Annotated in this window: 12 protein-coding genes; 9 read left to right on the top strand and 3 right to left on the bottom strand. The window is 36.9% G+C overall.

Annotation, left to right across the window (positions count from 1 at the left end; translation table 11 throughout):
• Positions 1-27: 27 nt before the first annotated feature.
• Positions 28-2343: a T9SS type B sorting domain-containing protein gene (locus tag ZA07_RS10240; RefSeq protein WP_053971588.1), complete on the top strand. Its 2316-nt coding sequence runs from the start codon at positions 28-30 to the stop codon at positions 2341-2343.
• An 18-nt stretch (positions 2344-2361) separates the two neighbouring features.
• Entirely contained in the window at positions 2362-4368 is a 2007-nt protein-coding gene (uvrB, locus tag ZA07_RS10235) for an excinuclease ABC subunit UvrB (RefSeq protein WP_053971587.1), read from the top strand.
• Here the strand turns inward: uvrB and ZA07_RS10230 are convergent.
• Positions 4365-4766: a hypothetical protein gene (locus ZA07_RS10230; protein WP_053971586.1), complete on the bottom strand. Its 402-nt coding sequence runs from the start codon at positions 4764-4766 to the stop codon at positions 4365-4367. The genes uvrB and ZA07_RS10230 overlap by 4 nt on opposite strands.
• 142 nt (positions 4767-4908) lie before the next feature.
• Between ZA07_RS10230 and ZA07_RS10225 the strand changes: the two genes are divergently transcribed.
• Complete coding sequence (locus tag ZA07_RS10225; RefSeq protein WP_053971585.1) at positions 4909-5724, top strand: alpha/beta hydrolase; 816 nt, start codon at positions 4909-4911, stop codon at positions 5722-5724.
• On the opposite strand, the gene ZA07_RS10220 is transcribed toward ZA07_RS10225, so the two are convergent.
• A complete protein-coding gene (locus ZA07_RS10220; protein WP_053971584.1) occupies positions 5721-6317 on the bottom strand; it encodes a hypothetical protein in 597 nt (198 codons plus the stop codon). The genes ZA07_RS10225 and ZA07_RS10220 overlap by 4 nt on opposite strands.
• Positions 6318-6428: 111 nt before the next feature.
• Entirely contained in the window at positions 6429-7619 is a 1191-nt protein-coding gene (gene sucC, locus ZA07_RS10215) for an ADP-forming succinate--CoA ligase subunit beta (RefSeq protein WP_053971583.1), read from the bottom strand.
• Between the two features lie 181 nt (positions 7620-7800).
• On the opposite strand from sucC, the gene lysA reads away from it, so the two are divergent.
• The 6 genes from lysA to ZA07_RS10185 all read left to right on the top strand — a co-directional run bounded on the left by lysA (position 7801) and on the right by ZA07_RS10185 (position 14801).
• Positions 7801-9006: a diaminopimelate decarboxylase gene (gene lysA, locus ZA07_RS10210; RefSeq protein WP_053971582.1), complete on the top strand. Its 1206-nt coding sequence runs from the start codon at positions 7801-7803 to the stop codon at positions 9004-9006.
• Positions 9007-9227: 221 nt separating this feature from the next.
• Positions 9228-9953: a hypothetical protein gene (locus tag ZA07_RS10205; protein WP_157492111.1), complete on the top strand. Its 726-nt coding sequence runs from the start codon at positions 9228-9230 to the stop codon at positions 9951-9953.
• A 149-nt stretch (positions 9954-10102) separates the two neighbouring features.
• Entirely contained in the window at positions 10103-11464 is a 1362-nt protein-coding gene (locus ZA07_RS10200) for an MFS transporter (RefSeq protein WP_053971580.1), read from the top strand.
• The gene (locus ZA07_RS10195) at positions 11448-12698 is read left to right on the top strand and encodes a DUF418 domain-containing protein (RefSeq protein WP_053971579.1); all 1251 of its coding nucleotides are present in this window, start codon (positions 11448-11450) and stop codon (positions 12696-12698) included. Before ZA07_RS10200 ends, ZA07_RS10195 begins: the two co-directional genes overlap by 17 nt.
• Before the next feature lie 4 nt (positions 12699-12702).
• Positions 12703-13761 (top strand): hypothetical protein, encoded by a 1059-nt coding sequence (locus ZA07_RS10190; RefSeq protein WP_053971578.1) that lies wholly within the window; start codon positions 12703-12705, stop codon positions 13759-13761.
• Between the two features lie 2 nt (positions 13762-13763).
• A complete protein-coding gene (locus ZA07_RS10185; protein ID WP_053971577.1) occupies positions 13764-14801 on the top strand; it encodes a hypothetical protein in 1038 nt (345 codons plus the stop codon).

The following is a 14801-nucleotide window of genomic DNA, read 5'->3' as shown; positions in this document are numbered from 1 at the left end:
GCTATCTTTGCCTCATAATTTTCCTTAATGAAGAACTACTTTTTAGCATTCTTTATTTTTTTTTCCATAAAGAGCTTTTCACAGAATGTAACCGTGGATAGCCAAACCTATACCCCTCAACAACTCATTGAAGATATTCTTATCAACAGTGATTGTATTACTGATATTATAGTAACCAATGTGGTAGGTGGTAATTTTGGAGGTTCCGATCAAAGTTATGGTTATTTTGAAGCCAACGGATCTAGTTTTCCATTTGATAGTGGGCTCGTTCTAAGTACTGGAAGGCTTCAAAATGTTCCAGGTCCCAATACCTCCTTAAGTGACGATGATGCACCCAATTGGGGTGGAGATCAAGATTTGGAAAATATTTTGGACGAATCAAATACAACCAATGCCTCCATTCTGGAATTTGATTTTGTTTCCGTAGCAGACCAAATAAAATTCAGATACATTTTTGCTTCAGAAGAATATCAAGAAGGTAATAGCAACACCTGTCAATATTCAGACCTATTCGGGTTTTTAATCAGACCAGCAGACCAACAACAATACACCAATATTGCTTTAGTCCCCAACACGCAAACTCCGGTTAAGGTTACTACAGTTCATTCTGGTATTCCAGGAGGATGTAACCCAATCAATGAAGAATATTTTGGTAGTTGGAATGGTCCTTCTGCACCTATAAACTTTAATGGACAAACAAGCATTTTGACGGCAGAAGCAAATGTCATCCCGAATCAAACGTATCATGTTAAGTTGGTGATCGCTGATGAACAAAACTACCGATATGACTCAGCCGTATTTTTAGAAGCGGGTAGCTTTCAACTTGGATCCGATTTAGGCCCCGATAGATTAATATCAACAGGCAATCCACTTTGCGAAGGCGAGTCATTAATCCTAAGCGTAGAACCATCCAACGGTGCTTCTTACTTGTGGTACAAAGAAGGAGACCCCATCCCTACTATCCCATGTCTTAATTGTACAGAATATGAAGTGACAGAAGCAGGAACATATCATGTTGAAGTTAACTTAGAAAACAATTGCATTTCCTATGGCGAAATTACTATTGAGTATTCTGAGAATCCCAACCCAACTAATGCAAACTTGGTTAATTGTGATTTCAACGGTGATGGATTGAGTACCTACAATTTACTCACTGCCGAAGAGATGGTGATCACAAACAATGACCAATTCATTTCGGGGTTTTACAATAGCCTGGAACAGGCACAAGAAGAGGATTCTCCTATAGAAAACATGACAAACTATAACAATTCGTCACTTTCCGAAGTGGTTTACGCAAGAGTCGAAAACACTTTTGGATGTTTTGCAATTGCTGAAATAACGTTGGATGTCTCTCAAAATGATTTGGATTTAGAGGCCCTCACACAATGTGATGAAAGTCCCAATGATGGCTTTGCCGATTTTAACTTAAGTGCTTACACAACTGAAATTCAAGCCCTTGTACCAAATGGTTCGCAAGTCTCCTATTTCTATTCACTGGAAGATGCCGAACTCAGTGTAAATTCATTGCCTTCGAGCTATACCAACGAGCAAGCCTATTACCAAACCATTTATGTAAGGATTGATAACAACAGTATGTGTTACAGTATTGCTGAGTTGATATTACAGGTTTATGAGAACCCTGTTTTACCTCCCGACGAAGAAATAAAATATTGTACAAACTTTTATCCCGAAACCATAACACTTTCTGCCAATCCTAATAATGCCGCTCCACTTACCTATGAATGGACCTTAAATGGAATGCCTTTAGGTTTTGACACACCCAATATTGAAATCAATCAGTTAGGAACCTACAGTGTTTTGGCTACCAATCTTTACGGTTGTTCAGCCATTAGGAATTTTGATGTTCTAGCATCAGAACCAGCTCAAATTGAGAACATACAAACCACGGATGCTCCTAGCTCCTTAACTGTCAACGTTACTGGTAATGGAGATTATTTATTTGGGTTGGATGGCGGCCAATTCCAGCTGTCTCATATTTTTTTCAACGTTCCAGCTGGATTTCATACCGTTCAAGTTCTAAACTTGGATGGCTGTGGCACAGTTACCGAAGAAGTGGCTATTCTGGGGTTCCCGAAATTTTTCACCCCCAATGGCGATAGTGAAAACGACACCTGGAATCCTTATGGTGTAAGTCCCGAATTTTATGGCATGACCATTCAAATATTTGACCGCTACGGAAAACTGTTAACAACACTTCTTGGGAACGATGCTGGTTGGAGTGGTTTCTATGAAAATCAATTAATGCCCAGTAATGATTATTGGTATAAAGCGACTTTACCAAATGGAAAAGTATATCTGGGACATTTTGCATTGATTCGATAATTCTATTACATTGAACCTATGAAATTTCAAGTCAAATCTGAATTTAACCCAACTGGCGATCAACCCCAAGCCATCAGGCAATTAACAGAGGGAATAAATTCTGATGAAAAATACCAAACCCTTTTGGGTGTGACTGGTTCTGGTAAAACATTTAGCATTGCCAATGTCGTAGAAAATGTTCAGAAACCTACCCTGGTTTTAGCTCATAACAAAACTTTGGCAGCCCAACTTTACTCAGAGTTCAAACAGTTTTTTCCAGATAATGCCGTTGAGTATTTTGTATCCTATTACGACTATTACCAACCAGAGGCTTACATTCCAGTTACGGGAACCTATATAGAAAAAGATTTATCTATAAATGAAGAAATAGAAAAATTGAGACTGAGTACCACTTCGTCCTTACTTTCAGGAAGAAGAGATGTTTTGGTTGTCGCGTCGGTATCTTGTTTATATGGTATCGGTAACCCTGTTGAATTTCAAAAAAACGTGATTACCATTGAACGTGATCAAGTCATTTCAAGAACCAAACTTTTGCACCAACTTGTTCAAAGTCTTTACTCAAGAACTGAAGCCGAATTTAATAACGGAAATTTCAGAATAAAGGGAGATACGGTTGACGTCTTTCCCGGTTATGCTGATAATGCTTTCAGAATCCATTTTTTTGGAGATGAGATAGAAGATATTGAGGCCTTTGATGTGCAAACAAATCAGGTTATTGAACATTATGAAAGACTCAATATTTATCCAGCTAATATGTTTGTAACCTCTCCTGAAGTGCTTCAAAATGCCATTAAGGACATACAGGATGACCTGGTAAAACAATACGACTATTTTAAGGATATTGGCAAACATCTTGAAGCCAAACGATTAAAGGAGCGAACCGAATTTGACTTGGAAATGATTCGGGAATTGGGATACTGTTCGGGAATTGAAAATTATTCTAGGTATCTAGATGGCAGAAAGCCAGGAACCAGACCTTTCTGTTTGTTGGATTATTTCCCTGATGATTATTTAATGGTTGTTGATGAAAGTCACGTGACGATTTCTCAAGTTCATGCCATGTACGGCGGTGACCGTAGCAGAAAGGAGAATTTGGTGGAATACGGTTTCAGACTTCCAGCTGCCATGGATAACCGTCCTTTGAAGTTTGAAGAATTTGAAGCTTTACAAAATCAAGTTATTTACGTAAGTGCTACGCCTGCAGATTATGAACTAAAAAAATCTGGAGGTATTTATGTGGAGCAAGTGATTAGACCCACTGGCTTATTGGATCCTATTATTGAAGTAAGACCTAGCTTAAACCAAATTGATGATCTAATTGAAGAGATTCAACAACGTGTTGAAAAAGATGAGCGAACATTGGTCACTACCCTGACAAAACGTATGGCCGAAGAACTTACGAAGTATCTAGCACGAATTCAAATACGGGTAAGGTATATTCACAGTGATGTAGACACCTTAGAGCGGGTCGAAATTATGCAAGATTTAAGGAAAGGGTTATTTGATGTTTTGGTTGGCGTCAACCTTTTAAGAGAGGGGCTTGACTTACCAGAGGTATCGTTAGTCGCCATTTTGGATGCTGATAAAGAGGGCTTTTTGAGATCCGAAAGATCCTTAACACAAACTGTTGGTCGTGCTGCAAGAAATATTAATGGGAAAGCCATTATGTATGCTGACAAAATTACCAATAGCATGCAACGAACTATTGACGAGACCAATTACAGACGCGAAAAACAAATAAATTACAATACCGCAAATAACATAACACCTACGCCTCTTAAAAAAGGTATCGACAGTGCCTTGGCCAAGTCTGGATTAAAGACGTATCAATATGAAAGCGAAGTTGCTCAAGCAGCAGAACCGGAAAATGATTATTTATCCAAAAAAGATTTAGAAAAACTGGTACGTGAAAATAGAAAGCACATGGAACATGCAGCCAAATCTTTAGACTTTTTGGAAGCCGCTAAATTCAGGGATAAAATAAAAGCTTATCAAGATCAACTGGATAAGCTCAAACAAGATTAATTGTATTGTACCTTGAAAATGTCTATAAGAACATCTGGCGGAACAATTTTGTTAGGGAAACTCTCCATTAAATATAGAACACGAGAGATACTTTCATGGCTTAAACCCATTCTCAAACCATAATTGTACAATCGTAAAATTTCCTTAGGGTCCTTTTCATTGTCAATATTCATCAATAAAACCAACCTATGAAATTGCACAATACGTTCGCTATGCGAATTAAGATGGATATAATTAATAGGATTCTCTATTAGATAGTCAAAATCCTCACGGCAAATATCCAGTTGCTTCGCAATAGACAACAAAAAATTATACTCAATAGGTTTTAATTCCTGATCGCCTTTGGCAAACGAAATCATTTCAGATAAGAGGCTTAGTTTTTCTACCCGATTTATCATGTGAGGAATTGGATTAATTAGACTATGTAAAGATAAGGAGAAGCCCCATTTTATAATCGGCAAGAATTTGTAACTTGTCGAAAAATAATTGACATTTTATCGAATAATTTGAACTTTTGTCAATCGTAATCTTCTGAAAATCATGAGATTCAACTCTTTTCTCCACTTTATATTTTTAAGTTTTTGCTTTTTAGGCAATGCTCAAAATACTGATAATCAACAAATTGATTTATTAAAGATTTACTCACCAGAGCTCAAGGTTTCTAAAAAAATTTGGGTTTATATTCCAGAATCTTATCAATCCACCAAAAATGCATACCCTGTGATTTATATGCCAGAGGGTCAAAACCTTTTCAGCACTAAAAAAGGCAACAAGGAAGAATGGGCTATTGATAAAATTTTAGACTCTCTTGATCATCCTCAAAGTATAATAATAGGAATTGAAAATACTAAAAAGAAGCGACTAGCAGAATTAACCCCTTTTAAAAATGACTCTTATGGCGGCGGAAATGGTGATGCCTATATTGATTTTATAAAAAACACGCTGAAGCCAAAAATTGATGCAACCTATAGAACCAAACCAAATGCAAAACATACGACTATTTGGGGATCAACTGTTGGTGGTTTGTTTTCCTTCTATGCTGTTATTAGAAATCCTGAAACCTTTGGAAATGCAGGTGTTTTTTCACCATCATTTTGGTTTAGTGAATCTATTTATGAATATGTACAAGAAATGGATATACCAGACACCTCAAGATTCTATTTTCTAGCAGGAACTAATAACAAAGAGGATTTAATAGCAAACCAAATACGAATGGTTTCCCTCCTAGAAAGAAAAGGTGTTCATAAAAATAACATCCACAACAAGGTTGTTGAAGGTGGCATAAATGACAAGACGATGTGGAACCATCAATTTTTGGAAGCCTACCTTTGGCTCATGGCTTCTCAATTTGATTAATTTTTTAGAAGTACCAACCAATACCAATCTTCTGGGTTACCTACCCCAACACTTGGGGTATAAAGAAAGAATTTTACTGAAGATTCTGGATTGCTGTCCCTAAAACTCTTAACAAGATTTAGGTTATCAATATTTTCCCAAATAGAAGTATAGTCAATCTCTTCTGGATAATAGGCATATTCATCATACATAACAGGTTCCAACAAAGCTTCATCTGGAATGGAAACCGGCTGGGAAATGGTTTCAAATGAGTTTGCAGACATCAAGCTTTCTGGAAATTGCATTTCTCCCAATCCCATCCAGATAATAGTCCCATCAAAAATCAATTCGTTCAATGGTGTATAATACAACTGAATACTTCCAAAATCACCAGGTGCGTGATAATCAGAAGAAATAGTGAAGGCATCAGGTTGATCATCTCCAAAGGAAAAAACCATCCCTCCTTGAAATTGATTGGTTGTATAATCCACTTTGAGATAAGCCAATTTATTACCTTCAAAGTTATCTGGAGGTGTCACACAACAGTCATCATTATCATTACAGGATAATAAAATAATACTTATTAAAATCAAAATTGTGGAGGTTGGTTTCATAGATAATAGCTTTAATAATTAGATGCTTGAAGCATCAAAAGGTTGCGTCAAGTACTAATAAAAAAAAGCTCCCTAAGTGGGAGCTTTTAAATCTATATCCTTTATTGACCATTAAGCCAATACTTCCTGAACCTTATCCGCAGCTTCTTGGAATTGGGTTGCACTTAACACATCCAATCCTGAATTATCAATTAATTCTTTAGCAACATCGGCATTGGTACCTTGTAAACGAACAATAATTGGCACATTGATAGTTCCCATATTTTTATAAGCATCTATAACACCTTGCGCCACACGGTCACAACGTACAATACCTCCAAAAATATTAATCAAAATAGCCTTCACGTTCGGATCTTTCAAAATAATTTTGAAAGCAGCCTCTACTCTAGCAGCATCAGCTGTTCCTCCAACATCAAGGAAATTGGCAGGCTCTCCACCAGCTTGCTTAATCAAGTCCATGGTTGCCATTGCTAGACCAGCTCCGTTCACCATACAGCCAACGTTTCCGTCTAAGTCAACATAATTTAATCCGACTTCCTTAGCCTCTACTTCAATAGGATTCTCTTCACGTAAATCTCTAAGGTTTACATAATCCTTGTGTCTGTAAAGCGCATTATCATCTATAGTTACTTTAGCATCAACAGCTAAAATTTTATCATCACTTGTTTTTAAAACTGGGTTAATTTCAAACAAAGAAGAATCTGATTTCACGTAAGCCGTGTAAAGCGCCGAAACGAACTTGGTCATTTCTTTAAAAGCATTTCCAGAAAGTCCTAAGTTGAAGGCAATTCTTCTTGCTTGGAATGGTAACAATCCTACTGAAGGATCAATTTCTTCTGTAAATATCAAATGAGGCGTTTCTTCTGCAACCGTTTCAATATCCATACCACCTTCAGTTGAATACATAATCATATTCTTACCTGTCGCACGATTTAAAAGTACTGACATATAGAATTCATTTGGCTCACTGTCACCAGGATAGTAAACATCCTCAGCAACCAAAACCTGATGTACTTTTTTACCTTCTGCAGAAGTTTGTGGTGTAATCAAGTTCATTCCGATGATTTGACCTGCCAATTCTTCAACTTCTTTAAGGTTTTTGGCCAATTTTACACCTCCACCTTTACCACGACCACCAGCATGGATTTGAGCTTTAATAACATGCCAACCTGTTCCTGTTTCTTCAGTTAACTGCTTAGCTGCTGCTACAGCTTCGTGAGCATTTTGAGCAACGATTCCTCTTTGAACTCGTACACCAAAACTGCTTAAAATTTCTTTTCCTTGATATTCGTGTAAATTCATCTTGTTTTGTCAAATTTAAAGTCAAACAAAAGTAAGTATCCTATGCCATTTTACCAATAATTTTTAAAGTTTGTATCAATGTGATAACATATATTCAATAATTTATAGATACCTAACATTTTATTTATGCGAATCCAGATTACTTATGTAGTTTTGTAGTTTATTTATTTTTAATTTCAATATGAAAGCAAATACCTTATTACAAATTGCAAAAGACTTTGGAAGTCCCGTTTATGTTTATGATGCTGAAAAAATCATTTCCCAGTACAAACGCTTAACCTCTGCTTTTAATAAGGTCAAACATTTAAGAGTAAATTATGCTTGTAAAGCGCTTTCAAATATTTCTGTATTAAAATTATTGAAAAGTTTAGGTTCTGGTTTGGATACCGTTTCCATACAGGAAGTAAGACTCGGACTTGCAGCAGGATTTGAGCCTAAGGAAATCATCTATACGCCTAACGGGGTTTCTTTGGAAGAAATAGAACAAGCCGCGAGTATGGGTGTTCAAATCAATATTGACAACCTTTCCATTTTGGAACAATTCGGAACCAAGTTCCCAGACACACCAGTTTGCATTAGAATCAATCCACATGTCATGGCAGGCGGTAACACCAATATTTCTGTTGGACATATTGATAGCAAATTTGGAATTTCTATTCACCAAATTCCGCACATCTTAAGAATTGTTGAAAATACCAAGATGAAAATTAATGGGATCCATATGCACACTGGTAGTGATATTTTGGATATTGATGTATTCCTTTATGCCAGTGAAATTTTGTTTGAAACTGCAAAACACTTCAAACAATTGGAATTTATGGACTTTGGTTCTGGTTTCAAGGTGCCTTACAAAGAGGGCGATATTGAAACCAACATTGAGGAATTTGGAAAAAAATTGACCAAAAGATTCAATGAGTTCTGTAAAGAGTATGGAAAAGACCTTACCCTGGCTTTTGAGCCCGGTAAGTTCTTGGTAAGTGAATGTGGCTACTTCTTAACCAAAGTCAATGTGGTTAAGCAAACTACCTCAACGGTTTTTGCGCAAATAGACTCAGGATTTAATCACCTTATAAGACCCATGCTTTATGGTTCGCAACATGAAATCGTAAACATTTCCAATCCTAATGGGCGTGAACGGTTCTACAGTGTCGTTGGATATATATGCGAAACAGATACGTTTGCCAACAACAGACGAATCAATGAAATAACAGAAGGTGATATATTAGCATTTAAAAATGCTGGTGCCTATTGTTATTCCATGGCTTCAAACTACAACTCTAGATACCGTCCAGCTGAAGTGTTGTGGATTAACAACGAGGCCAAATTGATAAGAAAAAGGGAAACCTTTGATGATATAATAAAAAATCAAATTGAAATAGATTTTTAATAGGGAAAGGCAGCTAATTTAGCTGCCTTTATTTTTTTAAAATATTTTTTTGTACATTTAAGTATTCTCCCACAGAATAAACTTCTAGTATTCCCCATTTTTATCGGAATGGCCCCTTCACTATTTTAGTTATTTGGTTGCCCTAAATTGATTTAAGGACAAATAAATTCTTGCTCTGCAAGTACTATATATTTCTATTAATCAATTTAAAACCAAAACCAATGAAAAAATTAATGTATGTATTGTTTTTTGTACCAATGTTATTTTTGGCGCAAGAAAACAAAGGCTTTATCCTTGATGTCACTGAAATTACAGTCAAATTAGGTCAGGATGCCAGTTTTGTTCAAGGTGTGAAAGCCTGGAAAGAATGTTATCTAGAAAACAACGGAGATGATAAATGGAATATGTGGCGAAGAATTCAAGGTGAAGGCTCTGTTTATGTCATTACTGGGAGAATGGCCAATTGGGCCGAATTTGATGCACCTCCAAAGGACGCCAATAAAGAATGTTACCATGTGGTCATGAATTTAATTATGCCTCATGTTGAAAAAATAAAATCTTCCTTAGCTCGAAGTATCCCTGACTGGGGAAGCTCTGAAGCTTTGGCAAATACAGGCCTTGTTTGGGTTACCAATTTTAAGGTAAATAATTCAACAACCTTTGCTGAAGTAGTAAAGGATGTTGGGGCCGCCATGGTATCCCAAGGTGAAAAAAGAACTGCTTATTGGTACGGAGTCATTGGTGGAGATCCAGATGACGCCGATTATTTCATCAGCAACCCTTATGAAAAATTCTCAGACCTAGATATGGATGAAGCCAGCGTTTGGGAAGTCTACGAAAAGGCTCATGGAAAGAAAAAAATGATGGAAACTAGGAACAAATTTCGGGGTTGCTTAGAAGACGCCTGGTCCTATTTATATAAAAGAATGGCCGACTTATCAAATTAACCCAAATTTAATTTCATATAGAATCCCCGGTGGCTTTTCGTGGGATTCTATCTTTTATTTTGACATTTCCAAACTAACAAACTATAAATTAAGCCCATTAAACCTCACAAAATTTGAATGGTGTGTTTTGAGCTTGAACAACAATCCAAATGAAATCTCATGATGCACAAATTGAGATAAACCAACTAAAAAAAAGAGGGTTTCTCACCGAAAATGCTGTTTTAAGATATTTAGTTTTCTCCGCTCTGTATGCTTGTGAAGGTATTCCAATAGGAGTTCTTTTTTATGCCATACCAGCTTGGTTGGCCATGAATGGAATTCCCGCAAGTGATATTGCCAGTTATGTTGCCATGGTTACGCTACCTTGGAGTTTTAAGCTAATTATGGCTCCTATGATGGACCGCTACACTTGGTTACCCATGGGGAGGAAGCGGCCATGGATTATTTTTAGTCAAGCGTGTCTCTTTCTTGGATTTCTGGCGTTTGGAATGGTGGAAGACCCTTTAAATGAATTAGGGCTGCTCATGACCCTTGGTTTCATTGTGTCTTTATTTGGTGCTATGCAAGACATTGGTATAGATGGAATGGCCGTTGATGTTATTCCTTTAAACCAACAAGCCAGAGCCAATGGCGTCATGTGGGGATCTCGAGTCATTGGGCAATCTTTAGCCTTACTAGGGGGAACCGCTCTCATAAATACTATCGGCTTTTCCAACGCTATCACTTTCATGTCCTTCATCATAATTTTGTTGATTATGGTGCCTTTATTCATTAGGGAGCGTCCTGGAGAAAAGTTGTTTCCATGGACTTCTGGAAAACCCAACGAAACGGCAATTCAGGCACAATCAACAAATTGGAAGGATCTACTTAAAAGCCTTTTCAAAGTAACTATTTTACCCTCCAGCTTCCTTTTGGCGATAAGCATGTTCATTATAGGAACATTTTCTGGAATATATGAAACCTTGCTCCCTATTTTCACCGTTCAAAATTTAGGGTGGACAAATACCGAATTTTCTAATGTTTATTCTCTAGCTACCATTATGGCAGGGTTCATAGGCATGTTTGTGGGCGGTGTAATCATTGACCTCTTCGGAACAAAAAAAATGATAGCCATCATCTTAACCTTTATGAGCATCGTTATTCTAAGCTTTAGTTTGGTTTCCTCCTATTGGAACAGCACCTTTATAATTTACAGTTTTGTAATCCTGTATAGTTTATCTATAACACTTTATAATATTGCCGCCATTGCCTTATCTATGAAATTAAGCTGGAATAAAATCTCGGCCACCCAATTCACTCTATTCATGATGATGAATAACTTAGGAATATCTGCCGGAGCTATTATATATGGTTGGGTTCAAGAAAAATTTTCTTGGCCTTTGATTTTCATCTTCACTTTGGCCTTCATTGTTTTCGGACTCTTGACTTTCCGATTTATAAAAATTAAGAAACATTTAGAAACAATTGAATTTTTCAATCAATCCTCAAAAAAACATGAATCAGGAAAATAACATAGTAAAACCCATTTCCAAGGAAGACAGAATTGTGTATTTGGATATCTTAAGAGGTATCGCCATATTATTCATTTTTACTGCAAACATCCCTTTCTTTTCTGGCATTTTCTTCTTTCCCGAAGAATTTCGATTTGGTTGGGCCAATCTCGCATTTGATAAATCGCTTGATTTTATCATGTATGCCCTAATTGACGGAAAGTTTTATTCCATTTTTTCTCTATTGTTTGGGATTGGATGCGTGATTCAGTTTCAAAATTTAACATATCACAACAAACCTTTTCCGCCTTTTTTCAGAAAACGTATGTTTTGGTTATTGGCAATTGGATGCATTCATCTGTTTTTGCTTTGGCCAGGTGACATTTTAACCCTTTATGCCGTGTTAGGTTTTATTCTAATTTGGTTTATCAAAATGGAAAATAGAACACTCCTCTCTTTAGCGGCCCTTCTTATTTTCTTCCCAATTGTCAATTGGGTCTTTATGGAAGAAACAGGTATCCACTATCCAGGAATTGCTTTCGATCAAAGTTTGGTGATTTTTCACCATTTTGGAATGCCCACTATGGAGTGGAATGGTAGAGAGGTAACCAACTTCCCAGCATATTTACAAAACCCAAATTTAATCGACCATTTCAAAATGAGTCTCGGTAAAGGCTTTGTGCGCATTGGTCGAATACTAGATGAAGGTAGGGAGTTTAAAGTATTTGGCGTATTCCTAATAGGGCTTTGGACTGGACGAAAAATTTTAAACGAAGACCTTCTCAATAACAAATCATTTTTGAAAAAAGTTCTCATTTGGGGACTCATCATAGGACTGCCCTTTAACTTTCTTCGCGCCAATTTGGAATTTTATGGTAATGGCAACAAAGAACAAGAATTTCTTAAGATTTTATACTATGCTTTAGGGACCGTACCGTTAGCCATGGCCTATGCTGCGGGGATAGCGCTTTGGGTAAAAAAAGGTACCGGTGTATTGAAGTGGTTCCAACCAGTGGGTAAAATGGCCCTCACCAACTATTTATCGCAGACTATCATTTCTATTATTATTTTTTACGGAATAGGATTTGGTTTGGCTGGGAAATTAGGCTTTACGGTGATTATGATTATTGCTTTTACCATATTCTTCCTGCAAATGATTTTTAGTAAGGTTTGGTTGTCCTATTTCAAGTATGGTCCTATGGAATGGTTATGGCGAAAATTAACCTATGGTATATCCTTAAAATTTAAAAGATGACGTTATGAATCTCAAGAAATCACTTTTAATCGCCATAGCATTAAGCTTGATTAGTCTCATTTCTTGGGAACTTTATTGGCGCTCCAATACTGACTATTATATTGCCTATTTGGAGGATGACAGAAACCTTTATGCCGAAGAAAGAGCTAAAGCAGAAACAGCGACCTCTCAAGATATTATTTTGCTAGGTGCTTCTAGAACAGGTTATAATTTTAACACGTGGACATGGAAGGAGGAAATGGGTATTCAACCCATTCATTTGACTGCCAATGGAAAACCTCCCAAACCTTTTTTTAAGGATATAGTAAACAATACCAATTTTAATGGCACTTTGATTATTGGAGTTACTCCAGTTGCCTTTTTTGATATTTTTGGTACGGACGACAGAATGCGGGTAGCCAACCTATGGGTAGATCACTATTACAACCGAACTCCTGCTCAAAAATTAGGGTTCATCTTATCCAAACCCTTACAACGAACCTTTGTCTTTCTCACTGCCTCTGAGGCAAAATCTTATAACGACTTGGATTTAAAATCCCTGATAGGCACCATCTCATTAAGTAACAGGGTACCAAATTCAAACTTCAAGCTAAAGAATATAGGCTACAATGACGAAAAAAGAAACCTCCTTATGTTTCCTAGGCTTACAGATAACAAATTCTATCAAAAGGAAATTACAGATGAATGGGATAAGGTGATCCCTACTTTACCCATTTACGAGGACATCAAGGATGAAATTCCCAGGGTATTTGAAGAATATAAAATCCTTATAGATAAGTTTAAAAAACGGGGAGGCAAAATCATTTTCATTCGACATAAAGCCGAAGAAGGATGGAACAAATATTCCAAAAGAATGCTCCCTCGTGATTTGGTTTGGGATAAATTCATTGAAATGTCTGGTTGCCCCGGCTATCATTTTGAAGACTACCCGTTCATGTCCAAGTACTATTTACCCGACTGGTCCCATCTCAATATGGAAGATGCCAAAGTCTACACCAGAGACATGGTCAATCAACTTATTAAAGATGGACACCTTAAAAAGCAACTAACTAAACCTCACTAACTATGAATCTAAAAAACTCTTTAATTCTAGCTACAATTCTATTTTTAACAGGAATTACTGCTTGGGAAATGTATTGGCGATCCCAAGGATATTATCCAACTTTAAATGATGACAAAGACCTTTGGAGCGAACATCGTAAAAAAGTTGATGATGCTCAAAAAAATGATATAGTTATATTTGGCTCCTCCCGAGCTTATTTTGATTTTCAAGTCAAAACCTTTGAAAATTTCTATGGAAAGGCTCCCATTCAACTTGCTATTCCAGGCACCTCACCCCTACCAACCTTTCATGACTTGGTAAATAACACCAATTTTACAGGAACGGTCATTATTGGTGTCACCCCTGGACTCTTTTTTTCCACAACATATCCCAAAGCTTCTCCTTGGTCCAGAGGGCAAAACAAGGTAGATTATTACTTCGATAAAACCCATGCACAATGGTTGAACTATCAACTTTCAATCCCTCTGCAACAGAATTTTGTTTTCATGTCTGCGGATGAAGAAGAATGGGATGATGATATTGATTTGAAATCATTACTTAGAAGAATCCACTTGAAAAGTAGATTGGGAAAAGACCCGGCGCCGCCTTTCTATTACTTTGGTGATGTCAATTTAGATCGCAATATGTGTATGGCTCAAAAGACGGCAACCGATACCACTTTTGCCAATTCAGTGATCAGGGTGTGGAAATTCTTTGGAAGTTTAGCTCCGCCACCTGATAAGAAATCAACTACCGAATTTTTCTTAAAAGATCTTGAAGCATTTAAAGCTAAGGGAGGTAAAGCCATATTAGTGAGATGCCCCTCTAGCGGTGGGTTACGGGCTGCAGAAAATAAATTCTTACCAAGAAACGAATTCTGGGACCAATTGGTCGAATTAAGCAAGGTAGACTCCTATCACTTTGAAGATTATCCGCAATTAAAGGAATTAACCTGTCCAGAAGAATCACATTTATCAAAAGAAGATGCTGAATACTTCACTCTTGAAATGCTCAAAATCATGGAACATGAGGGAGCCTTGACTAACCTTAAAACCAACTAA

The organism is Mangrovimonas sp. ST2L15, assembly GCF_001280515.1.
Lineage (GTDB): Bacteria > Bacteroidota > Bacteroidia > Flavobacteriales > Flavobacteriaceae > Mangrovimonas > Mangrovimonas futianensis.
The sequence above is the reverse complement of the archived record's forward strand: the minus strand, read 5'-3'. Positions and strand labels throughout refer to the sequence as shown.

What these genes read in the sequence shown, in the direction of transcription:
- ZA07_RS10195 (WP_053971579.1), top strand. Translation starts at nt 11,448, where the DNA reads ATGAATCAGGAAAATAACATAGTAAAACCCATTTCCAAGGAAGACAGA.
- ZA07_RS10200 (WP_053971580.1), top strand. Translation starts at nt 10,103, where the DNA reads ATGAAATCTCATGATGCACAAATTGAGATAAACCAACTAAAAAAAAGA.
- ZA07_RS10190 (WP_053971578.1), top strand. Translation starts at nt 12,703, where the DNA reads ATGAATCTCAAGAAATCACTTTTAATCGCCATAGCATTAAGCTTGATT.
- ZA07_RS10240 (WP_053971588.1), top strand. Translation starts at nt 28, where the DNA reads ATGAAGAACTACTTTTTAGCATTCTTTATTTTTTTTTCCATAAAGAGC.
- ZA07_RS10220 (WP_053971584.1), bottom strand. Translation starts at nt 6,317, where the DNA reads ATGAAACCAACCTCCACAATTTTGATTTTAATAAGTATTATTTTATTA.
- ZA07_RS10225 (WP_053971585.1), top strand. Translation starts at nt 4,909, where the DNA reads ATGAGATTCAACTCTTTTCTCCACTTTATATTTTTAAGTTTTTGCTTT.
- ZA07_RS10205 (WP_157492111.1), top strand. Translation starts at nt 9,228, where the DNA reads ATGAAAAAATTAATGTATGTATTGTTTTTTGTACCAATGTTATTTTTG.
- ZA07_RS10230 (WP_053971586.1), bottom strand. Translation starts at nt 4,766, where the DNA reads ATGATAAATCGGGTAGAAAAACTAAGCCTCTTATCTGAAATGATTTCG.
- sucC (WP_053971583.1), bottom strand. Translation starts at nt 7,619, where the DNA reads ATGAATTTACACGAATATCAAGGAAAAGAAATTTTAAGCAGTTTTGGT.
- lysA (WP_053971582.1), top strand. Translation starts at nt 7,801, where the DNA reads ATGAAAGCAAATACCTTATTACAAATTGCAAAAGACTTTGGAAGTCCC.
- uvrB (WP_053971587.1), top strand. Translation starts at nt 2,362, where the DNA reads ATGAAATTTCAAGTCAAATCTGAATTTAACCCAACTGGCGATCAACCC.
- ZA07_RS10185 (WP_053971577.1), top strand. Translation starts at nt 13,764, where the DNA reads ATGAATCTAAAAAACTCTTTAATTCTAGCTACAATTCTATTTTTAACA.